General features: G+C 44.1%; 24 protein-coding genes and 1 pseudogene. 4 read left to right on the forward strand and 21 right to left on the reverse strand.

The window, feature by feature from the left end:
- Positions 1–32: 32 nt before the first annotated feature.
- On the forward strand, positions 33–848 hold the full coding sequence (locus tag CR164_RS11590) for a TIGR01458 family HAD-type hydrolase (RefSeq protein WP_110024160.1): 816 nt from the start codon (positions 33–35) through the stop codon (positions 846–848).
- On the opposite strand, the gene CR164_RS11595 is transcribed toward CR164_RS11590, so the two are convergent.
- The 3 genes from CR164_RS11595 to rfbD form a co-directional block, all read right to left on the reverse strand.
- Positions 842–2,485: an acetolactate synthase large subunit gene (locus CR164_RS11595; protein ID WP_110024161.1), complete on the reverse strand. Its 1,644-nt coding sequence runs from the start codon at positions 2,483–2,485 to the stop codon at positions 842–844. The two genes, CR164_RS11590 and CR164_RS11595, sit on opposite strands and share 7 nt — an antisense overlap.
- A gap of 107 nt (positions 2,486–2,592) precedes the next feature.
- Positions 2,593–4,020, reverse strand: a complete 1,428-nt coding sequence (locus CR164_RS11600) for a mannose-1-phosphate guanylyltransferase/mannose-6-phosphate isomerase (protein ID WP_110024162.1) — start codon at positions 4,018–4,020, stop codon at positions 2,593–2,595.
- Positions 4,021–4,318: 298 nt separating this feature from the next.
- The gene (rfbD, locus tag CR164_RS11605; protein ID WP_110024163.1) at positions 4,319–5,179 is read right to left on the reverse strand and encodes a dTDP-4-dehydrorhamnose reductase; all 861 of its coding nucleotides are present in this window, start codon (positions 5,177–5,179) and stop codon (positions 4,319–4,321) included.
- Positions 5,180–5,377: 198 nt separating this feature from the next.
- Between rfbD and CR164_RS11610 the strand changes: the two genes are divergently transcribed.
- Complete coding sequence (locus tag CR164_RS11610; RefSeq protein ID WP_110024164.1) at positions 5,378–5,869, forward strand: hypothetical protein; 492 nt, start codon at positions 5,378–5,380, stop codon at positions 5,867–5,869.
- Between the two features lie 339 nt (positions 5,870–6,208).
- On the opposite strand, the gene hepT is transcribed toward CR164_RS11610, so the two are convergent.
- From hepT to CR164_RS11630, 4 genes are all read right to left on the reverse strand, one after another.
- Positions 6,209–6,625 carry a type VII toxin-antitoxin system HepT family RNase toxin gene (hepT, locus tag CR164_RS11615; protein WP_110024165.1) on the reverse strand — a complete coding sequence of 139 codons (417 nt, stop codon included), beginning with the start codon at positions 6,623–6,625 and terminating at the stop codon, positions 6,209–6,211.
- On the reverse strand, positions 6,610–7,002 hold the full coding sequence (gene mntA / locus CR164_RS11620; RefSeq protein ID WP_239994546.1) for a type VII toxin-antitoxin system MntA family adenylyltransferase antitoxin: 393 nt from the start codon (positions 7,000–7,002) through the stop codon (positions 6,610–6,612). The genes hepT and mntA overlap by 16 nt, the downstream gene beginning before the upstream one ends.
- A 381-nt stretch (positions 7,003–7,383) precedes the next feature.
- Positions 7,384–8,181 carry a 3'(2'),5'-bisphosphate nucleotidase CysQ gene (cysQ, locus tag CR164_RS11625; RefSeq protein WP_110024167.1) on the reverse strand — a complete coding sequence of 266 codons (798 nt, stop codon included), beginning with the start codon at positions 8,179–8,181 and terminating at the stop codon, positions 7,384–7,386.
- Between the two features lie 64 nt (positions 8,182–8,245).
- Complete coding sequence (locus CR164_RS11630) at positions 8,246–9,010, reverse strand: YdcF family protein (protein WP_110024205.1); 765 nt, start codon at positions 9,008–9,010, stop codon at positions 8,246–8,248.
- 193 nt (positions 9,011–9,203) lie between these two features.
- Here CR164_RS11630 and CR164_RS11635 point away from each other — a divergent pair, with 193 nt between their 5' ends.
- A complete protein-coding gene (locus CR164_RS11635; RefSeq protein WP_110024168.1) occupies positions 9,204–10,982 on the forward strand; it encodes an SLC13 family permease in 1,779 nt (592 codons plus the stop codon).
- 39 nt (positions 10,983–11,021) lie between these two features.
- Here the strand turns inward: CR164_RS11635 and cysN are convergent, their stop codons facing one another.
- From cysN to cysC, 3 genes are read right to left on the reverse strand one after another with little or no spacing between them, the layout of a single operon-like run.
- Positions 11,022–12,962: a sulfate adenylyltransferase subunit CysN gene (gene cysN / locus CR164_RS11640; RefSeq protein ID WP_110024169.1), complete on the reverse strand. Its 1,941-nt coding sequence runs from the start codon at positions 12,960–12,962 to the stop codon at positions 11,022–11,024.
- Positions 12,963–13,016: 54 nt separating this feature from the next.
- Complete coding sequence (gene cysD / locus CR164_RS11645) at positions 13,017–13,925, reverse strand: sulfate adenylyltransferase subunit CysD (RefSeq protein WP_110024170.1); 909 nt, start codon at positions 13,923–13,925, stop codon at positions 13,017–13,019.
- Between the two features lie 53 nt (positions 13,926–13,978).
- On the reverse strand, positions 13,979–14,572 hold the full coding sequence (gene cysC, locus CR164_RS11650) for an adenylyl-sulfate kinase (RefSeq protein ID WP_110024171.1): 594 nt from the start codon (positions 14,570–14,572) through the stop codon (positions 13,979–13,981).
- 134 nt (positions 14,573–14,706) lie between these two features.
- On the opposite strand from cysC, the gene CR164_RS11655 reads away from it, so the two are divergent.
- The gene (locus CR164_RS11655; RefSeq protein WP_110024172.1) at positions 14,707–14,994 is read left to right on the forward strand and encodes a nucleotidyltransferase family protein; all 288 of its coding nucleotides are present in this window, start codon (positions 14,707–14,709) and stop codon (positions 14,992–14,994) included.
- 155 nt (positions 14,995–15,149) lie between these two features.
- On the opposite strand, the gene rfbB is transcribed toward CR164_RS11655, so the two are convergent.
- From rfbB to pssD, 11 genes and pseudogenes are all read right to left on the reverse strand, one after another.
- Positions 15,150–16,196 carry a dTDP-glucose 4,6-dehydratase gene (rfbB, locus tag CR164_RS11660; protein ID WP_110024173.1) on the reverse strand — a complete coding sequence of 349 codons (1,047 nt, stop codon included), beginning with the start codon at positions 16,194–16,196 and terminating at the stop codon, positions 15,150–15,152.
- A gap of 428 nt (positions 16,197–16,624) precedes the next feature.
- Positions 16,625–17,272, reverse strand: coding sequence for a dTDP-4-dehydrorhamnose 3,5-epimerase (rfbC, locus tag CR164_RS11665; protein WP_420820814.1), 648 nt, complete (start codon positions 17,270–17,272; stop codon positions 16,625–16,627).
- Positions 17,247–17,546, reverse strand: a complete 300-nt coding sequence (locus CR164_RS11670; RefSeq protein WP_204901811.1) for a four helix bundle protein — start codon at positions 17,544–17,546, stop codon at positions 17,247–17,249. The genes rfbC and CR164_RS11670 overlap by 26 nt, the downstream gene beginning before the upstream one ends.
- Positions 17,547–17,710: 164 nt before the next feature.
- Positions 17,711–18,589: a glucose-1-phosphate thymidylyltransferase RfbA gene (gene rfbA / locus CR164_RS11675; protein WP_110024174.1), complete on the reverse strand. Its 879-nt coding sequence runs from the start codon at positions 18,587–18,589 to the stop codon at positions 17,711–17,713.
- Between the two features lie 136 nt (positions 18,590–18,725).
- A pseudogene (locus tag CR164_RS11680) lies at positions 18,726–19,550 on the reverse strand (mannose-1-phosphate guanylyltransferase/mannose-6-phosphate isomerase); the annotation flags it as partial.
- 110 nt (positions 19,551–19,660) lie between these two features.
- Positions 19,661–21,016: a UDP-glucose dehydrogenase family protein gene (locus CR164_RS11685; RefSeq protein ID WP_110024175.1), complete on the reverse strand. Its 1,356-nt coding sequence runs from the start codon at positions 21,014–21,016 to the stop codon at positions 19,661–19,663.
- 197 nt (positions 21,017–21,213) lie between these two features.
- Positions 21,214–22,218, reverse strand: a complete 1,005-nt coding sequence (locus CR164_RS11690; RefSeq protein WP_110024176.1) for a glycosyltransferase family 2 protein — start codon at positions 22,216–22,218, stop codon at positions 21,214–21,216.
- Between the two features lies 1 nt (position 22,219).
- Positions 22,220–23,704 carry a B12-binding domain-containing radical SAM protein gene (locus tag CR164_RS11695; protein WP_110024177.1) on the reverse strand — a complete coding sequence of 495 codons (1,485 nt, stop codon included), beginning with the start codon at positions 23,702–23,704 and terminating at the stop codon, positions 22,220–22,222.
- Between the two features lie 4 nt (positions 23,705–23,708).
- A complete protein-coding gene (locus CR164_RS11700; RefSeq protein ID WP_110024178.1) occupies positions 23,709–24,593 on the reverse strand; it encodes a sulfotransferase family protein in 885 nt (294 codons plus the stop codon).
- Positions 24,583–25,074 (reverse strand): glycosyltransferase, encoded by a 492-nt coding sequence (locus tag CR164_RS11705; RefSeq protein ID WP_110024179.1) that lies wholly within the window; start codon positions 25,072–25,074, stop codon positions 24,583–24,585. The genes CR164_RS11700 and CR164_RS11705 overlap by 11 nt, the downstream gene beginning before the upstream one ends.
- A complete protein-coding gene (pssD, locus tag CR164_RS11710) occupies positions 25,071–25,523 on the reverse strand; it encodes a PssD/Cps14F family polysaccharide biosynthesis glycosyltransferase (RefSeq protein WP_110024180.1) in 453 nt (150 codons plus the stop codon). The genes CR164_RS11705 and pssD overlap by 4 nt, the downstream gene beginning before the upstream one ends.
- Positions 25,524–25,528: the final 5 nt, after the last annotated feature.

The following is a 25,528-nucleotide window of genomic DNA, read 5'->3' on the forward strand; positions in this document are numbered from 1 at the left end:
TGTACCACAATCCAACTGAATGGAGAGCCGATATGACCCTGCAAAAACACCCTCTTTTAATCGATCTCGACGGGGTTCTCTACGTCGGCGACAAGGCGGTGCCCGGAGCTGCAGAAGCTGTTCAATGGCTCGACATGGAACATATCCCCTATCTTTTCGTCACCAATACCAGCTCGCGTCCAAGAAGCGCTCTTGTTGAAAAGCTTGCACGTTTCAGCATCGATACAGACGAAAAAGCTATTCTCACTCCACCGGTAGCCGCATCGAAATGGCTCGAAACCCATGCTCCCGGTCCCACAGCCCTCTTTGTCCCGCCAGCCACAAAAGTGGAGTTCGACTGTCTGGAAGAACTCGACCCCTGTTCCGAGACCGGAGCTTCATCGGTGGTGATCGGTGACTTGGGAGAACAGTGGACATTCCCTGTGCTCAACCGGGCATTTCGGCTTCTCATGGCAAAGCCAAGCCCCAGGCTCATCGCTCTCGGGATGACCCGCTACTGGCGGAGCACAGACGGGTTTCATCTCGACGTGGCACCGTTTGTCAAAGCCCTGGAATATGCAGCAGGCTGCAAGGCAGTTGTACTCGGCAAACCTTCAAAAGAGTTTTTCGAAGCGGGACTTGAACTGCTTGAACACCAGGGTAACGACGCCATCATGATCGGTGATGATATCGTCGGTGACGTAGAGGGAGCGCAACAGGCCGGATTACAAGGGATGCTTGTCCGCACCGGAAAGTTCCGGCCGGAAGACCTCGAAGGCAGCATCAAACCCGATGCAGTCATCGAATCAATTGCCGAACTGCCGGTGTGGCTGTCAGAATCTGCAAAACTCAATAGAAAACATCAGTGACTGATGATTCTGCCCAGTTTTTCCGTCAACTTCATGTTTTCCCCGTAATCGACCGGAACGACAATAACCGTCGGTTTCTTTTTTTCCAGGAAACCTGACTGCAAAGCAGGAATCAAATCGCGTGCTGACTCGACCCGAACGGCGTTGCAACCGAACGATTCGGCCATTCTGACCAGGTCGGGGTTCCTGAAATCAGTGTGGGAATATTTTCCGAACCGGTTCATCTGTTTCCATTTTATCAAGCCGTATCCTCCATCCTCCCAGACAAGAATCGTCGCCGGAATATCGTACTGGACCGCTGTTGCAAGCTCCTGAACATTCATCAAAAACCCTCCGTCGCCAGAGAGCCCCACGACGTTCTTTTCCGGATAAAGCCTTTTGGCGGACAATGCACCGGGAAGAGCGATGCCCATGGAACAGAAACCGTTGGAAATAATACAAGAGCCTGGATGATAGGTCGGGTAATGCCGCGCAACCCACATTTTATGAGCCCCCACATCGCTGACAAGGATATCCTCATCTCTCATGACAGATCTCAGATCGCTCAGAATTTTCTGGGGCTTGATGAGAAAACCATCATCCGAACCGAACTCCTGCAACTCCTCGAGCATATGTGCTCGTTCATCCCTGAACTCTCTTATATCCCATGAATGGCTTTCCCCGAGGCTTTCGGTCAAAGCCCACAGACTCCCGGCAAGATCTCCCACTATTTCAACATCTGTACGGTAGTGCCGGTCAACTTCAGCCGGCTCGAAGTCGATATGGATAATTTTCTTGTCCGAGCCGATATTCCAGAAGTGGGGATGCCACTCGACCATGTCATATCCGATGCAAATGACAAGATCGGCCTTCGAAAACGCATAGGAGACATGATCTTTCAGCCCCAGTCCGGCAGCGAACAGGCAACGTTCGTGCCGCGCAGAGATCGCCCCCTTGCCCATAAAGGTATTGGCAACATGGATCCCCGTTTTGTCGACAAAACGATTGAGCTGTTTCGATGCTCTTGTACGAACACAGCCATTACCGGCAAGAATGATCGGCTTCTTCGCTCTGGCGAGAAGCTCGACGGCCTGTTTGACCGACTTTTCATCCGGAGCCGGGCGGCGAGCTTTTTCTGCAGCATTGAACGGCCTGACAAGCGTCTCTTGCTGCGCAATATCCTCGGGAAGCTCAACCATGCAGGCACCGGGTTTTTCGGTTGCTGCCAGCTTGAATGCTTTATGGACAACCTCCGGGATGTTATCCGTCTGAAAAACCGACTGGTTCCATTTGGTTATCGGCTTGTAAAGGTTTATCGCATCCATGTTCTGATGCGACTCTTTATGCAGCCTGTTTGTTCCGGCCTGAGCTGCAATGGCCACCACAGGACTGTTATCCATGTTTGCATTGGCCACACCGGTTGCCATGTTTGTCGCACCAGGCCCGAGCGTGGAAAGACACACACCCGGTTTTCCTGTCAAACGTCCAGAAACATCAGCCATGAAGGCTGCAGCCTGTTCATGATGGCAAACCACGAACTCGATGGGAGAATCGAGCAAAGAGATCATGATGTCGGCGTTTTCCTCACCCGGGACACCATAGATCTCTTTCACCCCTTCCTCTTCGAGACATTGAAGAAAAAGATCGGATGCTTTCATATACGGGTTTATTTAAATCGTTTTCTCTTCGTTATCGACCTTTGACCACAACTTCCCACTGCCTGCGTCCTGTTCGTCCATTCTTTTCGGCAACAACTTTTCCCCTGTCACTTTTTTACGGCGTTCCTGCCATATTTATCGTCGAAGCGTTCTATATCATCTTCTCCGAGATAACTGCCTGTCTGCACTTCGATCAATTCAAGCGGTATTTTCCCAGGGTTTGCCAGCCGATGCTTGATACCCAACGGGATATAGGTCGATTCGTCTTCCCGCAGAACGATCTCCTTTTCTCCCACCGTTATTCGTGCTGTTCCCTTGACGACAACCCAGTGCTCGGCTCTGTGATAATGCCTCTGCAGCGACAATGCCGCCCCGGGATTGACCACGATCCGCTTTACCTGAAAACGCTCCGACTGATCGACCGTCTCGTACGTTCCCCAGGGGCGATTCACCTTGACATGTGTGATCACCTCATCACGTCCCTCGCTTTTCAGCCGCTCTACGATTGTCTTGACATCCTGCACACGGTCTTTAGAGGCTACCAGTACCGCATCCGGAGTTTCCACGATAACGTGATCCGACAGGCCCACTGCTGCTACAATCCGGCCCGATGCATGGATGTAACTGTCTTTTACGTCGAGTAGCTGCACATCACCTTTCGTTACATTGCCCGATGGATCCTGTCCTTTAACTTTCCACAGGGCCGACCAGGCTCCCACGTCACTCCATCCTGCGTCGAGAGGCACAACCACGGCATGAGCTGTTTTCTCCATCACAGCATAATCGATCGAATCCGATGGGCATGCAGCGAACACCTCTTTGTCGAGCCTCAGAAAATCCAGATCTTCCGTTGCTTTTTCCAAGGCTGCCCTGCTGGCTTCATATATTTCCGGCGCCTGTGCCTCGATCTCTTCGAGGTACCGCGATGCCTTGAACAGAAACATTCCACTATTCCAGTAATATTCTCCCGATTTCACATACTTTTCCGCTGTTTCACGATCGGGTTTTTCGACAAACTTCTCAACCGGATACATTCCATACTCTTTTCCTTCCTGTACGGCGGCTCTGATATAGCCGTAACCGGTTTCCGGTGCTTCCGGCACGATACCGAAAGTCACCAGCACTCCTTCTTCTGCAGCCTTGTTACCAAGTGTAACCGCTTTTACAAAAGCACAAGTATCCTGTATCACATGATCTGCCGGCAGTAACAGCATGGTTGCTCCCGGATACTCTTCCTGCACCCGCAACGCGGCAACCGCAGCCGCGGGGGCGGTATTCCTCCCGACAGGCTCCAGAATGATGCCGCCCATGTCATCGGTTACCTGCCGCAACTGCTCGGCAACCATGAACCGGTGATCTTCATTGCAGACACAGTACACAGGCCCTGTATCAGCAATTTTTTCAAGCCGCGCAACGGTTTCCTGCAGCATGGTCTTTTCTCCTGCAAGTGCGAGCAACTGCTTGGGATACTGCACCCGCGACAACGGCCAGAGGCGGGTTCCCGAACCGCCACTCAATATGACTGGGATTATCATGAATCAGTGAATAGTGAATAGTGAATAGTGAATAGTGAATAGTGAATAGTGAATAGTGAATAGTGAATAGTGAATAGTGAATAGTGAATAGTGAATAGTGAATAGTGAATAGTGAATAGTGAATAGTGGAAGATAGCTTCCTATGCTCACAAAATCATACAGGCAATCACTCAAAGTTACACCGCCCTGAGTAATACTCTTTGTCTACTACACAGGGCGATCCGGCATCCCTCCCCCCACTCTTTTCCCCATTACCAATTAACTATTACCTAATCCCCACCATCCTATTACCCACCACCTAAAATCCTTCAGCGAGCACCTTTTCCAGAGAATCCTGCCAGTGGGGAATTTCCAGCTCCCAGTGATCCTTGATTTTTCCTTTATGCAGAACACTATAGTGCGGGCGTTTGGCTTTTGTCGGATATTCCTCGCTCCCTACCGGCAGCACACGGCAAGACAACCCTTTTGCTCTCATGACAGCCACCGCAAAATCATACCATGAGCATACCCCTTCATTCGAATAATGATAGGTTTCTGCATAGGTACGCCCCTTGTCATGCCGCCCGAGAATCGAGACGATGGCATGAGCCAGGTCGGTAGCCAGGGTAGGCGTGCCAACCTGGTCGAAAACAACGTTCAGCTGCCGCCGTTCACTGCCCAGACGTACCATCGTTTTCACGAAATTTTGTCCATGGGAGGAATACAGCCAGGATGTGCGCACTATCATATAAGACGGCGCTATCTGACGGAGCTGTTCTTCCCCTTCCCATTTCGACCTGCCATAGACGCCAAGCGGACTCACCGGGTCTTCTTCACGATAAGGCAAAAACGACTCGCCGTTGAACACATAATCTGTCGAAACATGCACCAGTAAAGCACCTCGCTCTTTTGCAGCCTTCGCAAGTACAGCCGGCCCGTCACGGTTTACCCGAAATGCCGCTTCTGCATCTTCTTCGGCTCTGTCAACAGCAGTATAGGCTGCACAATTCACAACCGCCGTTATATCATGTTCATGGCAAATCCGCCCAACACCTTCATTATCGGTAATATCGAGGCCGGGAAGATCATAAAAGAAGAACCTCATACTCTCCATACGATCCGCTAATTCCCGCAGCTCCGACCCAAGCTGTCCGTTACTCCCCGTAACAAGAATGTTCATGAATGACTGATTTAAAATATCATTGTTAGCGATTGTCGAATATTTTCCTGTTTTCTATCCTCCGTCTCCCAGCTTCCGCTCCCATCCTTGAACCATGCCCCTTATACCTAACCGCTCCATGTTCCTCATTCAGCAATAGTTTTCTTACATTGAACCCGAGCATGGTAATTATATCATAACAAACAAATCAAATAAAGAATGACCGACGAGAACAACAAACAGCATCGGATAAACTTCGCACTTGTCAACATCAAAACCGAAAAGATGGACATTCATCCCGATGCTTTTAACGACGGCCAACCGGTAACGGTTCAGGCAGGAGTCAATTTCGGCGTCGATAAACAGAAACGGCTGGTAAAAACCCTGTTCAATCATAACTTCGTACATAGAGAAGAAAACTCGGAAGACCAAAATGAAGCCCAACCATTTATCGAGCTTATCGTCAGCTGCATCTTTGTTCTCGATCCTGAAAGCTGGAAGATTCTGGAAAACGAGGAAGAACAAGTATTCGTCCTGCCCAAAGGCTTGGCCAGCCACTTTGCAATAATGACCGCCGGTACCGCCAGGGGAATTCTCCATAACGAAACGGAGCACACCGATTACAACAAATTCATCATACCTGCAAACAACGTCGGCGACATAATTCCCGACAACATTCAGATTCCCCTTTCTCAGCCACCAATTGCATAAAAAAAGAGGCTGTCTCAGAATCAAAACTGAGACAGCCTCACAACTATCAACAAACTTTCACAGGCGCCGAAAGAGAGCACTCCTATCATACGCCCTGTGTAATAGATGTTCGGATTTCACATGGATGCGATGCACGATCCCTCTGAAGTCATGCCGCACGTGATGCGGCATCCATAGTGATAAACAGGAAAAGATGGATCCCCGGGTCAAGCCCGAGGATGACTGGTTGTAAGGAGTCATGCCGCACTCGATGCGGCACCCACAGTTAATATCAGTATAAGATGGCAAAGAATCACTAACCCGAAAAATTCGTGTTAATTCGTGGACAGTTTTGTATTGCTATTTTTCTCTCCAGGCAAGAATATCACGTGCGTAGTCTTCGAAATCACTGATATGATTACGCGCTATGGTAAAAACAATGTGCCAGTTTATCGCCTCGTAATCATGCACGGCTACATTGCGAAACCCGACAGCTTTTTTCATTCGTTCTGCCACGCCCTCGCCGATAACACCAGCAGAGAACAATGCATCAAAAATTCCGCCCATCGTAGACGGAGGAGGACATTCAGTAGCAGTTACGAGATGTGCTCCGATATCGACACAAAGCTGGACCGCTCTGGTAAGATTCAGTGTCACAATATCCTGAGCATCCATGTCGATCAATAAAATCTCGACATCATCAGGACAACGCTCCTTGACCCGGCGAAGAGCTCTTCGCAGTGATTCCAGCTTTTGATCGATCAACAACCAATCCATTTTTTTCTTCTTTCATGCAAAATTCGCTGTTGATACGGAACAAAATCGGAGTTATTGAAAACATGTTTGCTTAGGAGGCGGGCAAAAACGGAATCAGCCCCAAGGATTCTCACTCCCCCGGATAAAATCTCACCAAGCAACGGCTCACCGGCACTGGACAAATCCACAAGATCTACCGAACGTCCTGTGACCGACGCAATCTGACCGATCAAATCCATCCTTTCAGAGACATCCAGGCTGTGGTTAGCAAGGAGAGCAATATCTATATCACTCTCAGAGCGAACGTCACCTTTTGCAAACGATCCGAAAACCACGGCACAGAGCACATCTCCTCTTTTCCCCAAAATATCCTTTATTTGCTTGATCTGAGTATCCATAACGTATCGCATTCATATGTAAACCCTTTTCCAATATACGGTAGTCCAGGATTTTGCACGAACGAAGAGAAAAAAGGAAACCATATCAATTCGGTTTCCGTAACTCAAAAACACAAAGAATGAAGATGGCTCCACGGGTCAAGCCAAAGCAAGTTATAAGCGAGAAGGCAAAAGGCAGGAGTGGATCCCCGGGTCAGGCCCGAGGATGACTGGGTGTAAGAAGCCATGCCACACTCGATGCGGCACCCACAGTTAATACCAGTATAAGATTTCAAAGAATCACTAACCCGATGAATTCGTGATAATTCGTGGACACATCACTCCTCTCTGCGAAAATCCATGGACTTCACGATCAACCATACATGGCGGCGTTTTGCTCCGTTACCATACGATAAAATACGGGTTCAGCAACTCCTCCTTGTTGTAACGCAATTCCTTCCCACTTTCTGCCTCGATCATACTCTTACCGGCAGCCTTCGCCACCGCATGCCCGGCTGCTGTATCCCACTCCATAGTCGGTCCGAAACGGGGATAAATATCGGCATCGCCTGCCGCTACCATGCAAATCTTCAGCGAACTGCCTCGCTGCACAATTTCAAGGTCTGGGTATTCGTCTTTTACCGAGTCGATAAATGCCACTGTAAGCTCATTCATGTGAGAACGGCTCCCGACAACCCTATACGCCCGCTCCTCGGTTTGCAGAGGCAAACGATAAGCGCTTTCCTCAAACTGCGCACCACTGCCGAACCAGTTGCTGATACCGCTGATATAATACCCCCCTTGCTCACTTGCCCCGTAAAACAGTTCGTCCAGAACAGGAACATACACTGCACCCAGCACCGGTACCCCCTCTTCGATCAGGGCGATATTCACGGTAAACTCGCCATTGCGTGAGATAAATTCTTTCGTACCGTCAAGAGGGTCTACCAGCCAGAACCGTTTCCATTTTTTCCGTTCATCATAGGTAATCGATCGTCCTTCTTCGCTCAAAACCGGCAGCCCGGAACTTTTCAGTTCATGCATAATAACTTCATGCGCTGCCCGGTCAGCTTTTGTCAGCGGCGAGTTGTCACCCTTCTTTTCAACCTCAAAATCCTCCGAGTCATACACGTCCATGATCACCCGGCCAGCCTCGATCGCCGCATTCACCGCCAATGCCAGTTCTTTATCTAAATGCATAGCAAAGATATCTAATTAAAACTACCCAAACATCTTAACCACTAATTACAATAATTTTGACGAATTATGAAGACAAGAATAATAGATCCAGCCGTATTTTGTAATAGAACAACCCTAAAATCTCCCGTATCGCGATTTCCACATTCTCGATTCCCCCTGCACTGGGAAGAAAATCAACCAACGTCTTTTCGCTGTAATAGCTCGTTCGAAAATCCACAGGAAAAGGTTGCACCTCCATACCGGTGCTCCTGAAAAGCATTGAGGCACGCTTCATATGAAATGCGCTCGTTACCAGCACAACCTCCGGCCGTTCAGTCCCGGCAAGCAGCTCTTTTACAGCTTTAGCTTCATCTGCCGTATTCCCAACCCTCCCTGTCACTCGAACAGCATCCCCGGAAATTCCAAGCCGTATCGCCCGTTCCGCCAGAATTTCCCCCTCAGGCCTGGCCTCAGGCGTCCAGGGTACTTTGGCACCCATGAATATCAACAATGGAGCTTTTCCAGCCAGAAACACTTCCAGTCCACCTTCGAACCGATCAGCTGCATCCCGCCATTCCCCATAATGAACACCGGGCACCTGCTCAACCATTCCCCCAAGCACAACAACAGCATCGGCCTGTTCAAGTGACTTGACCGCAACTCTTCGATCAACGCCCTCTACTTGCCGTATCAACCAGTCGCCCGTAACCGGCATACTGAATACCCAGAGCAAAGCCACCCCAATCCAGACTACAGCCCATTTTCTAAGCAGAGCTCCGATACCGACAATAACAATGGCCAACCCCAAGGGGAGAAAAAATACAGGAAGAATTTTGTGTAAAATCAGCATGTTCAATAAAATATTGAGCTACAGAAAAAACATTAAGCTCTTTTTTAAAAAGAAAATAAAACCTGATTTCCGCTAAAAATCCCGGCAAACCCTCTCTCGTGCAAAAAGTCTTTTGTGCAGAACCTTTTGTTTTTCGAAAAAAAACATGATTTTAGACACTAACTTATGATGGTTACCGTAAGTCTTCATTCCCATGTTTGACATTTATTACACTTCAGCCATTATCCTTTTCATGACCATCGCGCTGGTCAAGGAAATACAAAAACCCTCTCTGATCCTCATAACAACTTTGTTAGCCCTCCATCTCGGCGGCATCATCACCCTTAAAGAAGCTTTTTCAGGCTTCTCGAATCAGGGAATGCTGGCGGTCGGAGCGTTGTTTATCGTTGCTTATGCCTTGCAGAGCTCAACCGCGCTGGACTCTTCAATTGAAAAAATACTCGGGAAAAAAGCCGACAATACCATTTATTTTCGCTTCATGCTTCCCATCGCATGCGCTTCAGGCTTTCTCAACAACACCCCGCTGGTTGCATCGCTGCTTCCCGTCATAAAACGCTGGTGTAAAAAACACGGTCTCTCTGCATCCAAGTTCCTCATTCCTCTTTCCTACGCCACCATCATCGGAGGAACCTGTACTCTTATCGGAACAAGTACAAACCTTGTCGTGCACGGCATGATGCTCGATCACGGTCTGAACGGTTTTTCTTTTTTCGAACTGAGCAAAGCCGCACTGCCGCTGGCACTTGTCACCATCGCATACTTTGCCTTGATCGGACACCGGTTCCTGCCGGAAAGAAAAGACTCCTTATCGCAATTCACGGAATCCTTACGCGAGTTCGTCATAGAGGTCAGTGTGCAAAAGGATTATCCCTACCTGAGCAAAACAGTACATGATGCCAACCTGCGTCATCTGAAAGGCCTGTTCCTTTTTCAGATCATGAGAGAAAACAAGGAAATCACTCCTGTATCGCCAGATGAAAGAATACTTTTGGGAGACAAGCTGTTCTTTACCGGGCTCCCTGAAACAATCTACGATCTCCTGCACACCCCGGGCCTGCGCCTCATAGAAGACTCGGAATACGACATCAAAAACCTTGATTCTGACAAGCACGGCACCTTCGAAGCGGTGCTTTCAAACTCGTCGCCACTTATCGGTCAGACAGTCAAAGAGTGCAACTTCAGAACAAAATATGATGCGGTCATTTTAGGCATTCACCGCAATGGCCACCGGATCATCAAAAAAGTAGGAGATATCGAGTTAAAACCGAACGACACTCTTTTTATTCTCGCAAAAAGGGATTTCAGTCAGAAATGGTACGCATCCACCGACTTTTCATTGGTCAGCAACAGTATCAGCAGGTACTCCAAACCAAAAAAGCAGGGCAACCTTGCCCTGCTCCTGATGCTCGCAATGATCGGTTCAGTCACATTCGGCCTGACCTCATCGATGCTGCTTGCCGCCTCAATCACTGCAGGCATCATGATTTTCACAAACATCATCAGCGCAGGAGATGCACAAAAAGCCATCGACTTCGATGTCCTGTTGATCATTGCCTGCGCTTTCGGCATAGGAAAGGGCATTGAAAATTCAGGGGTTGCGGAACTGCTTGCAACCCACATGATCAATGCGGTATCACAATGGGGAATCATCGGTATTATTGCCAGCATCTTTTTCATAACCAGCATTTATACCGAAATCATCACCAACAACGCAGCAGCAGCCCTTATTTTTCCAATAGCACTTTCAATCGCCGAAAAAATGCAGATAGACCCGCTGCCGCTCATGGTAACCCTGGCTATAGCGGCATCCGCTTCTTTCGCAACCCCGATAGGCTACCAGACAAATCTGATGGTTTACAACCCAGGCGGGTACAAATTTTCCGACTTCCTGAAAACAGGAAGTATCATGAATCTGCTTTCAGGCATCATCGTCACCATCATGGTCTATCTGGTATACTTCAGAGGCATATGAGCGATACAACCGGACGAACCAACGCCCCTTCCTGCCGCTCTATTGATTTATGATCCCGTGTTCCTGCAGATAGTGAACCAAAACTCCGGCATCTATCATATCCCCATGCCGCTGCACAATTGTCACTTCAGGTTCGGCAGGCGGCTCGAACGGAAGATCCACGCCCGGTAAAAACTGCAATAACCCCTCTTCGACCTTCCGGTAAAGATCGGGCTCCTGTTCACGGCAAAGCTCCTTATCAGCATCTACATACACCAGATGGAACCTTTCCCGGCCAACAATTTCTGCAACCTGACGGCGAATATCCTCATCAGGAGAGATAAACGTACAAATGGTAATCAACCCTTGATCATTCAGCATGTGGCACAGGTGCGCTACCCTGCGCAAATGTTCAGCACGGTCAGGTGGAGAGTAATCCAGTTCACGGGAAAGACCTGAACGCACAACACTTCCGTCGATCACTACGGTAACCGCACCGCGGTCAAAGAGTTCTCGTTCGAGCTTGTATGCAAGATCATTTTTCCCTGAACCATGTAAGCCAGTAATCCAGACCGTGGCCCCTTTCTGCCTCAACCGCTCCTGCCTTTCAGCATCGCTGATCAGGCTCCGACCGGCAACTGCAGTAGTCGATGTCTCCGCACCTGTGATCCTGGAAGGCATGTTTTCCTCACTGACACGATCGATAATCATGCCGACAGCAACCGTATTGAATGAAACCGGATCGATCAATATGAACGATCCGGTCGACTTATTTTTTTGATAAGAATCAAAACAAAGCGGCTTGTTCGTGGTAAGCACCGTACGCCCGATATCATTCAACTCAAACGCATCACTGTCGGACTTGCTCAGCGTATTGACGTCGATTCTGTAACGAATCTTGTCGATGCGTGCCCTTGTTGTGCTTGAGGTATGCTTTATGAGATACTGTTTGTTCAATTCCATCGGCTGTTCACTCATCCATACCAGCATCGACTCGAAGTGCCGTTCAATTTTTGGCATATTGTCCGGATGAACCAGCATATCACCTCGAGAGATATCGACCTCATCCGCAAGTGTCAGTGCTACAGACATAGGGGGAAATGCTTCACCCAGCTCCCCGTCATAGGTCGTTATCGAAGTCACTGTACTTTTTTTCCGCGACGGAAGCACCATCAGTTCATCACCTTTCCGAACGATCCCCGAAGCAACTTTGGCAGCAAATCCCCGATATCCTTGAGAGGGCCGGAGAACGTATTGTACCGGATAGCGTAAATCGATAAAGTTCTGATCACTACCTACGTGGACGGTCTCGAGAAAATGCAGCATAGTTTTACCGTCGTACCATCCCATCCTTTCCGAATGCCCTACAACATTATCACCTTTCAACGCCGATATCGGAATACAGTGCACATCGGGAATATTGAGTCGGGTCACAAAGTCCTTGTAATCAGCACAGATCGCCTCAAATACCTCCTGACTGTAATCAACCAGGTCCATCTTGTTTACAGCCAGCACCACATGCTTGATGCCAAGCAATGAAGCCAGAAAAGTATGCCGCTTGGTCTGCGTGATGATACCCTTACGGGCATCAACCAGTATGATCGACAAGTTGGCCGTAGAGGCCCCCGTCACCATATTCCTTGTATACTGCTCATGCCCCGGGGTATCGGCAATGATAAACTTTCTCTTATTGGTCGAAAAATACCGGTAAGCAACATCGATGGTGATTCCCTGCTCACGCTCCGCTTTCAATCCATCCAGCAGAAGCGCGTAATCCGTATCATTTTCGGCATGTCCTTCACGGGCGTTATCTCTCTCCAGGGCAACCAGCTGATCCTCATAAATCTTTTTCGAATCAAAAAGCAGCCGGCCGATCAAGGTCGACTTCCCATCATCGACCGACCCGGCAGTCAAAAACCGTAGAAGATCCTTATCCTGATCCCGATCCAAAAATTCAACTATCTCATCTGTAACTGTCTTACCCTCACTATTGTTGTGCATTGGTGAAAATGATTAATACTTTTAAAATTTAATACAATAACGTCATACCGGAACCTAAAAGTAACCCTCCCGCTTTTTTTGCTCCATCGATGCCTCCTGATCGAAATCAATGACCCTTGTGGTCCGTTCCGATTTGGTTGTCGTCATCATCTCCTGCACGATCTCTTCGATCGTCACGGCATCCGACTCGACTGCACCGGTCAGCGGATAACACCCGAGCGTCCTGAAACGCACCATCCGCATCTCCGCTCTGTTTCTCAACTCTTCCGGCATCCTGTCATCATCAACCATGATAAGGTTACCGTCGAGATCCACTATAGGGCGTTTTTTCGCATAATAAAGTGGCACAATCGGAATATCCTCGAGCCTGATATACTCCCAAACATCCAGCTCGGTCCAGTTGGAAAGGGGAAAGACACGAATCGACTCACCTTTGTGAACTTTGGTGTTGTATACATCCCAAAGCTCTGGCCTCTGGTTTTTGGGATCCCACTGATGAAACGTATCACGGAACGAGAAAACCCTCTCTTTCGCTCGTGACTTTTCTTCATCACGCCGGGCGCCGCCAAAAGCTGCATCGAACTTGTATTTATTCAATGCCTGCAGCAAAGCCTGGGTTTTCATCAGATCGGTGTGCACCTGCGATCCATGCGAAAAAGGCCCGACCCCCTCATGAAAGGCTTCCATATTGGAGTGTACGATGAGTTCCCAATTATTCTTTTTGGCATAGTTATCCCGGAACTCGACCATCTCGCGAAACTTCCATTTGGAATCAATGTGCAGCAATGGAAAAGGAACCTTACCGGGATAAAACGCTTTTTCGGCAAGCCGTACCATTACAGAAGAATCTTTTCCAATGGAATACATCATTACTGGATTTTCGAATTCTGCTGCAACTTCACGAATAATATGAATCGATTCGGCTTCAAGTTGTTTTAAGTGGGAAATCTGATATGAATTCATGGAGATTAAATCAATTTAATATGGCCAAATACTTCCACCCGCTTTCCAAGTTTCTAAACCTTGATCCTCGGCATGACAAAATCAATCACCTGTTTTACGCATTCTTCAATACTTCTTCCGTCGGTCCGAACATGGATATCCGGCTTCTCGGGTGCATCATACGGAGCGCTGATACCAGTGAAGTTGGGAATTTGACCCGCTCTTGCCTTTTTATACATTCCCTTCACATCCCGTTCTTCGCACACTTCAAGCGGTGCATCGACAAATACTTCAAGGAAATCTTCCGGCCCGATAATATCCCTTGCCATATCACGCATTTCCTGGGAAGGACTGATAAAACTGTTCATCGTCACCACTCCGCATTGCACAAACAGTTTCGTCACTTCAGCTATCCGCCTGATATTCTCGCGACGGTCTTCCTCTCCAAAACCAAGGTTGTTATTGATGCCGGTCCGGATATTGTCGCCATCGAGTACCTGTGTCAGGAACCCTTGTGCAGCCAGTTCCTTCTCTGCATGACGAGCCAATGTCGTTTTTCCCGACCCGGACAACCCGGTCAGCCACAAGGTACAACCACGTTGTCCGAGCATCCTCTCTTTGTCTGCCCGGTTCAAAATCTGATCAAATACCGGATGTATATGTTCCATATCAAAAATAGTTAGAGTTATAAAAAACCTGGCAGTGACACAGCTGAACCGCCAGCTTAAACGTTTGAAACTCGAAAATAAAATCGCTATTTAACTGTTAAGAAACCTTTGGATAACAGCAATTGCAAAGCTTAATGCAAAGAAAAGAGGTATTACAAATTCTCAGCGAGAATAAAAAGGACCTGACTGAGAGATACGGTTTAAAAAAAATGGGCATTTTCGGTTCTGTCGCTAAAAATACTGCCACTTCAGATAGCGACATTGATATCGTTGTAGAAATGGCCCCAGATATACTCCTAAGAGCTGAGCTTAAACAGGAGCTGGAACGCTTACTGGGATATAAAGTAGACCTTGTTCGATACTGGAAAAGGATGAATCACTATCTAAAGCAACACATCGATAAGGAGGCACTGTATGTATGAGCAAATTGTCAAAAATATCCAATCAAGACTTACTTGATTAACACCAAGCCTTAAAAGATATGATCAAGAATCTGGGCGATTCCTAAACATTTTTCCGCGTAGTCCATTCCACTTGTATTACTCCTTTCGGGACCCAGCCTCTCAAAATCACGACATTAATCACCGTACATCTCTTCATAATACCGTTGATATTCACCTGAGGTCACATGATCGAGCCACTCCTGGTTGTCGAGGTACCAGTCGACGGTCTTTTCAAGCCCTTCTTCGAACTGGAGTGAAGGAAGCCAGCCAAGTTCTTTCTGGAGCTTTGATGAATCGATGGCATAACGAAAATCATGACCCGCACGGTCGGTCACATAGGAGATCAGCTTTTCCGATTCTCCTTCAACCCGCCCGAGTTTCCGGTCCATAATACGACAAAGCAGTCTTATGAGATCGATATTCTTCCATTCGTTCCGTCCACCGATGTTATAGGTTTCACCCGGCTCTCCGTTATGATATATCACATCGATCGCCTGGGCATGATCAACCACCCAGAGCCAGTCCCTCACATTCTCCCCTTTCCCGTAAACCGGTAGCGGTTTGTTGTTTCGAATGTTGTTGATAAACAAGGGAATCAGCTTTTCAGGAAACTGATAAGGCCCATAGTTGTTAGAACAGTTGCTGATCACTGCCGGCATTCCATAAGTATCATGGTATGCCCTGACAAAGTGGTCCGAAGAGGCTTTGGATGCCGAGTACGGACTGTGAGGATCATAGGATGTCGTCTCGGTGAATGCACCATCCTTACCCAACGCACCATAGACCTCATCAGTCGATACATGGTAAAACAGCTTGCCACTGAAATCCTCTTTCCAGACAGCTCGAGCGGCATTGAGCAAATTCACCGTTCCCAGCACATTGGTCATGACAAACTCGGTGGGGCTTACAATCGAACGGTCAACATGCGACTCGGCGGCAAGATGAATCACCCCGTCGAAGTCCTCTTTTTCAAACAGCTCGAGCATGGCTGCACTATCTGTAATATCCGCCCTGACAAACCGGTAGTTCTGACTATCCTCAACATCCCGAAGGTTCTCCAGGTTGCCCGCATAGGTCAGTTTATCAAGATTGGTAATGGCATACTGGGGGTAGGCTGCCACAAAATGCCGCACGACGTGCGACCCGATAAATCCAGCGCCGCCAGTTATTAAAATGTGCATGGTAGTTACAGTCAAAATTCAAGTGTAGGGTCCACGAATTACACTAATTTTCACGAATTAAGAAAACAAGAAACAGAGGCTTTATCACCTCGAAAAACAGGTGTTCGGATTTCACAGGGATGCTGCATCAATCCAGAGATATTTAGGCTGAGAATGATAGTGGATCTCCGTGTCAAACACGAAGATGACTAAAGAGAAAAAAACCATGTGGGCACCCTATAACGACAATTACGACCCAAAAACAGGCTTGAGAATTACCTATTGCAAATTTCGTGATTTGATTATCTGGCGAAAGCCAGAAAAACAAATCACCAATTCGTGTTAATTAGTGCCAATTCGTGGACAATATACTTCTTCTATTCCCCATTCCCCATTCCCTACTCACCTATCCTCCTACTACCTGCTCACCCATTCCCCATTTTCCAGCGCTATGCGCTATTCCGAGGATAGACTTTTTCCTGTTTAAACTCATCATATGAGAAATGAAACGCGTCTTTGAAGAACGGCTGACGAGCATCTTTTTCAGACAGTTGAATCCGCTCTTGCGGAATGCCCCAATCAATCCCTATATCAGGATCGTTCCACCGTATGCCGGCATCATGATCAGGAGCATAATAGTTATCGCATTTGTAAGAAAAGACCGCTTCATCTGAAAGCACCACAAACCCGTGAGCAAACCCTTGCGGGATCCAGAGCATATTGTGTGTTTCAGAATCAAGCTTCACCGCTACATGCTCACCGTACGAGGGTGAACCTTCCCGAATATCAACCGCAACATCGAGGACCACTCCATCTGTCACGTGGACCAACTTCGATTGGGTAAACGGTGGTTTTTGAAAATGCAGACCACGCAAAACCCCAAATCCTGATTTCGACTCATTATCCTGAACAAAATCCACCTGACCGACATGCTCCTTAAGAACCTCTTTCCTGAATGACTCAAAAAAATACCCACGCCCATCCCCGTATACTTTCGGAACAAAAACCAAAACATCAGGAATAGCTGTAGCAGTTACTTGCAAAATATATGTTGATTTGTTGAATTGCTCTTTAATAACAACTTCTGTATAGAGCATTCAGTTTATTTGAAATCTCGCTGATGTTCAGTTTTAACTGATCATGTATGGATGCATCCATAAAGCCCAGATCAACAGAAAGAATTAACTGGCACGCAACCTCCATCAAAGAACTGTATGCTATCTGATAAAAATGACCTTGATCTTTTTTATTTTTTCTGGCAGAGCCTTCCGCTATATTCGATACAACAGATACCACTGCCCTTCTTACTTGACTGGTTAAACCGTACCGCTCCAAATCCGGAAAACCGTCGGTCAATCGATAGATCTCCAAAACCAGTTTCTAGCGTTATGCCAAACATCGAGTCCTTCGAATGAATATTGATACGGTCTTACCTGTCCCACTGTTTCTCATTAAATCAGTTTGGCAAAATATCAAAGTCACCAACTATGACACTGAATGCTTTAAACAGTTCAACACATTAATAACTCAACAGTTCAACTTCTTTTAAGCAGTTGAAGCAGGTACTCTCCATACTGGCTTTTCATCAATGGCTTTGCCAGTTCCTCGAGTTGTTCATCGTCTATCCATCCGCTCCGCCAGGCGATCTCCTCCGGACAGGCGATTTTCAGTCCCTGTCGCTTTTCAACTGTCTCTATGAAGTTTCCCGCTTCCTGAAAGGAGTCATGCGTTCCCGTGTCTAACCAGGCAAATCCACGCCCCATGATCGACATCCGTAACTGCTTGCGGAGCAAAAACTCTTCATTCACCGACGTAATTTCCAGCTCACCCCTTACAGAAGGTTTTACGTTTTTTGCAATCCCTACGACATCATTCGTATAAAAATACAACCCGACAACCGCATAATTTGACTTTGGTTCTTTCGGCTTCTCCTCTATCGACAGCACATTACCTGCTTCGTCGAATTCAGCCACTCCATACCGTTCCGGATCGTTCACATAATACCCGAAAATACTAGCTACACGCACCTTCTGAACATCCTGCACCGCTCTCTGCAGCATACCGGTGAAGCCATAGCCAAAGAAGATATTATCACCAAGGATAAGGCACACATCATCATTTCCGATAAACTCCTCACCAAGCAAGAACGCCTGCGCCAATCCGTCAGGCGAAGGCTGTTCTACATAGGATAACCTGATTCCCCAGTCACTTCCATCGTCCAATACTCTCTGAAACAAAGGAAGATCAACCGGTGTTGAAATAACCAGCACATCACGTATCCCCGCAAGCATAAGCGTGCTCAGCGGGTAATAAATCATCGGCTTGTCGTATATAGGCAAAAGTTGTTTTGATATTCCTCTTGTCACCGGGTACAACCGAGTGCCAGAACCCCCAGCAAGTATAATTCCTTTCACACAACCTCCAAATCATGCTCGAAAGTCATTAAAAGCAACAAATAGCTGAATAGAGTGTAAAGTAAGAAGTAGCACGAGATCAACTTATCGACCAAGGCAGCAAATTTTTTGCAATACTATCTATCTTCTTTATTTTTTACCATTTGCCGATACGATCTCCATATTTATCATCAAAGCGCCCGATATCGTCTTCTCCAAGATAACTGCCTATCTGCACTTCGATCAGTTCCAACGGTATCTTCCCTGGGTTCTCCAGGCGATGCTTGGTGCCAAGAGGAACATAGGTTGACTGATCTTCCCGGAGAATCACCTCTTCATCCCCGACAGTAATGCGGGCAGTCCCCTTTACGACAACCCAATGCTCCGCACGATGATAATGTTTCTGCAGAGACAACGCAGATCCGGGCTTGACAATAATACGCTTTACAAGAAAACGGTCCGATCTATCAACCGCTTCATAAGAGCCCCAAGGACGGTTTACCCGAACGTGCGCAATCACTTCATCACGTCCCTCACTTTTTAGCCGCTCAACTATTATCTTGACATCCTGCACCCTGTCCTTGGAAGCTACCAGTCCCGCATCCCGAGTTTCAACGATCACATGATCATCAACACCGATGGCGGTAACCATTCGGCTTGAAGTTTGGATAAAGCTGTTCTGAACATCATGCAACAGAACATCGCCTTTCGCTACGTTACCGAATGAATCCCTCTCTTTAACCCCCCATAAAGCAGACCACGCGCCAACGTCACTCCACCCGGCATCAAGAGGTACCACCACGGCATGCATTGTTTTTTCCATCACAGCATAATCGATCGAATCCGATGGACATGCGCTAAACGACTCTTCGTCGAGCCTTAGAAAATCAAGATCATCAGTGGCTTTTTCCAGTGAAGCCCTGCATGCATCGAGCATTTCAGGATTATTCTTTACCCGTAATGCAGTTAATAACCTTTCAGAAACTGATTTCGCCCGAAAGACTTTAATAATTCGAGGACAGCGTAGGCAAAAATCATACCATTATGACTTCAAAAAAACTGAAGCCGTTGTCCCTACATAACCTTGACATGCTAACCAATAGCCTCATATACCTCAATGCCCTTTGGCATTCTACCAATGGAATAATAAATAAACCCAAGCTGTTCCATCAGATCAGGATCATAAATATTTCTTCCATCAAAAATGATGGGGGTACTCAACTCTTGCTTTATCATCTCAAAGTCGGGGCTCCTAAACACCATCCATTCAGTCACTATTACCAATGCATCTGCCCCTCTAAGCGCAGATTCTGACGTCTCGACCAACGCCAATCCTTCACGCTTACCATAGATACTGCGGGCCTCACCCATTGCTACTGGATCATATGCTCGTACTTTCGCCTCTGAACTTAGCAGCTCCTCTAACACTCTTCGGCTTGGTGCCTCACGCATATCGTCAGTATTTGGCTTAAAAGCAAGCCCCCATAGCGCAATCGTTTTTCCACTGAGTTCATTTTTGAAATGTTGCTTTATTTTTTTAACGATAGAGAATTTTTGTTCATAGTTAACCGCCTCAACTGCCTGCAGAATTCTGGCATCATAACCATGCTGATGCGATGTACGCTCAAGTGCTTGCACATCTTTTGGAAAACAAGAACCACCATAACCTAATCCTGGATAAATGAATGAAAAACCAATTCTCGAATCTGAACCGATACCTAAACGAATAGCTTCCACATCCGCCCCAACTCGTTCCGCTATATTAGCGATCTCATTCATAAAGCTTATTTTCGTAGCCAGCATAGCATTAGCCGCATATTTCGTCAGTTCCGCGGAACGAATATCCATTGCAATAAATCGGTCATGACTACGGTTAAATGGAGCATAGAGCGTACGAAGCAACTCCTTTGTTCTTGGATTGTCAACCCCAACAACAACGCGATCAGGTTTCATAAAATCTGCTATAGCATCCCCTTCTTTAAGAAATTCTGGATTCGACACAACATCGTAATCAATTGACAGACCGCGCTCACCTAGTGCTGACAATAAACGCTTACTCACAAGCTCTGCAGTGCCGACCGGTACAGTAGACTTATCGACTATTATTTTGTAATCATCCATCTTCTGACCGATAGTATCAGCGACAGCGAGCACATGTCGAAGATCTGCTGATCCGTCTTCTCCTGGTGGAGTACCCACTGCAATAAACTGAAACAGGCCAAATGCCACACCTTCAGCAGAATCTGACGTAAACCTTAAACGTCCTTTTCTGCTGTTATCAGTCACTAATTCTTGAAGACCCGGTTCATAAATAGGAATTTCCCCTTCCTTCAAACGATCGATTTTCTTCTCATCTGTATCAACACATAAAACTTCGTTTCCAACATCTGCAAAACATGCACCTGTCACCAGCCCTACATACCCTGATCCAAATATGGTAATTTTCATAACTGATTTATTATTTGATTTTTTGTATCTCTGTCGATTCGATCTAATCGCTCATCTTTCTCTGTAGCAAATCAAAAATAATAGGTTATACTTTTATAGTCACCCAAACTTTTTCATTCCACGATAATGTAATTACTTTTTTTTATTGAATATGACGATTAAAAGCTTACTCTAGTACGACAGTTTTTTAAAATTTTTTATTTTTGTACTGACAAATTATCGACAATCCAATTACTTGAACCCATGACTACTCCAAGAATTATCGACATCATTCTTACAAATACAAATATTGGCGATAGTAAAAATACTGCCTTATCTTTTTTGTATATCTTTTTATATAATTTATAATCAACAACAAAAAATAATGCTATTAACAAAAAAATCATCACAAATATTGCAGTATATTGAAAAAGCATTGATATCATCATTAATAGCATTATCAAAGATAGCAAAACAAACTGTATCTTTAGTGTATTTGGGGTATAATCATCATTGATGATATTTGAAGGATATAGCTTATACAATAAATTACGCCAATAACCTCGGGAATACTTTTGCTTCGAATAAGCACTTATTGTATCAGGATGTTTATGATAGCATATAGCATCTTCATTGAATACAAGTTTATGCCCATTAGATGACACTTTGCTTGATAGCGCAAAATCTTCTCCAGACGCTATCGGAAATCTAGTATCAAACCCACCATAATATTGAAAAACTTCTTTTTTATAAGCAGCAGCATATGTTCCCATCATAGATATATACTTATTTCTTTTATAAATATCATATCTCTGCTCTATTTCATATTGTGCAAATCGCGCAACTTTGCTTTTTTGTTTTGTTTTATATGCACCTTGCACTCCTGCTATTTCTTTATCTTCAAATGATAATTTTATTTTCTCGAGAAAATTCTTTTCTAACTCACAATCAGAATCTGTAAATACGATTATATGGCCATCTGAAACTGCAACTCCATTATTTCTAGCTACAGCTGGCCCCTGATTTTTTTGTGTCAAAATATTTAGTTTATATCTAACCTTTTTTTTGGTTTTCTTAATAATTTCTAATGAATCATCAATAGAACCATCATCAACACAAATCACCTCATATTCGCTTTTTGGTAAAGATTGATTTTCTAATGATGCCAAGCAATCTTCAATAGTCTTTTTAGCATTATAAACAGGTATTATGACACTTAGCATTTTATTTTATTTTTAATTCTTTTGATCTTCTAATATAATCAATTAAATATTTCGCAAAGACTTTCCCACTTTTATACATTCTCAATGCTTCATGAGGATCTTTTATTGATTGAATTATCATTTTACTTATATATTTTGGGTCAGTATAAAAATCGAGTCTTGCTTTATCACATGCGATCATAATTTCTTCAGAACTTAATTCATCATATGATACTGTCGTATTATGCAAACCTTCCTTTGTTAACCAATCTGCCCAATTTTCCGTTTTTAAATATCCGTTACTTTTTGCCCATTTATACGATTCTGTACCCGGATATACCATTAATGGATAAAATTGTGCTGTATTCGGTGATAGTTTTTTTGCATACTCGATCGTTTTCTTTATGGAATCCTTATTGTCATTAGGCAAACCTAATATAAAACATCCATTTATCAATAATCCTGCTCTTTTTGCTTCTTTCGCAAAACTTATTTGCTCTTTGTTATTTATAGATTTTGATATATCATTTAACGATTTCTCATTTGGACTTTCAAAGCCAACACACAAAAGCCTACAACCCGCTTTTTTCATCAATTTCATTGTATCGTAATCCAAATCAACTCTTGAATTACAAGACCAATTTATTTTTATTTTATTTTCTATTATTTCATTACATATTTCTCTTGTTCTTTTTTTATCTGCCGTAAAAGTATCATCTTCAAATAACACTTCTTTTATAAAAGGCATATTTTCTTTAATATACCTTAATTCACCTATAACATTACCTATTGATCTAGGTCTATACATCTTTTTTGATGGCACATTACAAAACGAACAATTATAAGGGCACCCTCTAGCAGACAGTATCGATAAATACGGCCATTTTATAGATGCATATAAATATTTATACATAGCATCTCTTCCTATCATATAATAATACACTTCGGAAACGTATGGTAATTCATCTAACATTTTTGATGTTGGCAATTCAGCATTCTCATTATGCCTTACCACACCATCAATATCTTCTCTGTATGTTAATCCCGGAACACTATCTAAATCCTTTTTATTTTTTATAGCATCAACCAAATCGCGTATTGTGTAATCGTATTCGCCTCTAAGTATATAATCAATACTCTTAGACATCATCATGGTTTCATCCGGCAAATTCGTAGGGTGCGTTCCAACAAGACATGTCTTTATTTTATCATTTATTTTTTTTATTTCATTTGCATAAAAAATATCATTGTATATACTTGGCGTACTTGTTGCAATCATGACCATATCTGGCTTATATTGTATTATTGCCGATATTGTCTGTTCTTTATCATACTCAAGTATTATAGAATCCAATAGCTTTACATCATATCCACACTTTCTCAAAGAACCCGCTGCATAAGCCAAATAATAAGGATAGTATATTGTTCCACTTTTTGCCACGCATGGTGACCTACTTTGTCTTGAATACATGGCGATAAATGGTGGATTTAAAAGCAAAATTTTCATAACATTATATATTTAGCCATTGAGTTAAGTCTCTATTCAAATAGCACGATAATTTTTCTATATCACTTTTGTAAAAGTTCAATAAAAAACTTTTATCTGCATCATCTATTTCCTCAACTTTTATTTTTTCTGTATTAATTGAAAGAATATTATCATATATCTTTCTTAATTTTTTGATTGTCTTTTCATTCATATTAGAAACCACATATTCTCTCAATCTTTCGCTCACAAGAATTTTTGACAAAATTTGATTTTTATGCTGACGTTTTTGATTCACTTTATCAGATAGATCAATCTCAACTCTTTTACTTATGTTTAAAAAATCGAATATTTTATCCATAAATGCATAAACATCTTCACACATATCATCATATAAAAAAACACCAATATCGTCATCAGAGTAGTACTCCCTATATTTATTTATATATTTATAGTATAGACCCATCTCCAATATATCATACTCCAAATAACCATAACTTTTTTTCCATATAGCACTCTGATGAATTGCGTCTCTAAAATCACTTTTTATAATTTTCCAGCATACAAGATCCCAATAATGTGAATATATTCTGTCAATCGGGTTTCTTAATAAGAAAATTATTTTTGTTTTTGGCAGTATCTTCGCAATTCTTCTTGGGACATTAGAATCACACATATAGCTTGGTGATATATCCCCAATTGCTTTTTCACCATTATAACCCTTAAAATATTTAGCATAATACTCTAAGCCCTTATAATAATTCAAATCAAAAAACATTATTTCTTTGCGAAACGACATATATATATCATTATGTTGCTTCAAGTATTGATATAATGATGTCGTACCTGATTTTGCAGCCCCAACAACAATAAAATTTGGAATATTGTATGGCTTATCATTATAGTACATTTTTCATATATGATTTTATTGACCTTATCAATCTATTTTTCTCTAATGAATCAAATATCGCATCGAATGGCTTTAACATAACTTCATTATAATACTCTATTATTTTTCTTTCTTCACCTGGCATAATTATTTTCAGCGATTGACTTTTATTAATTAGGTTACTAGCCAAATCTATTTGATGGTCATCTGAGTGCTCATTTAACTTCTTTGATCTTGGACAAATAATCAATCTTTTTTTATATTTAATACAGTCATTTAACACACCAAATCCAGCATGCGATATAACACACTGTGCACTCTTTATTTGTTTACCATATTCATCGCGATCGAAATACTCGACAAATCTTATCTTTTTTGAATCATATTTATTACTGCCACACTGTATAACTATTTCATCATCTATAGTCTCATTCAATATTTCCATAATTTTTATAAACCTACCGTACTTATATGGACAAGTTCCCAATATTCCAATTATCATAATATTCTACCCCAATATTTAGCTTTTTTTCCATAAACTTTTTTCATTTCAGGCCATTGAGTCAAAAATACATCTGAGACATAATACATAAACTTTCCTGTACCCGACCTTTCACCAATTACAGTACCAGAGTCAAGATAAACTATTTTAATATTCATAATTTTTGCCACTATTGAAATAGGTACAACTATAGCAGCCCCTGTTGACAAAATAACTTTTGGCCGCTCTTTAATCAATATAGGTATACATAAAAAAAACAACTCAAACATTTTATAGAGCAATATTTTTCTATCTTTAAAATAATATGCATTTTTTAAATGCGTTGTATCCGGGCCAAAATATGTAATATAAAAATGATCGTATCCTTCATAAGTATCAGCAATAGCGTTCATTTCCGTATAATGTCCACCATTCGCACAAACCAAACATACTTTGCTTTTTTTATTCATCACTC

It is taken from the genome of Prosthecochloris marina (genome assembly GCF_003182595.1).
Classification (GTDB): Bacteria; Bacteroidota; Chlorobiia; order Chlorobiales; family Chlorobiaceae; genus Prosthecochloris; species Prosthecochloris marina.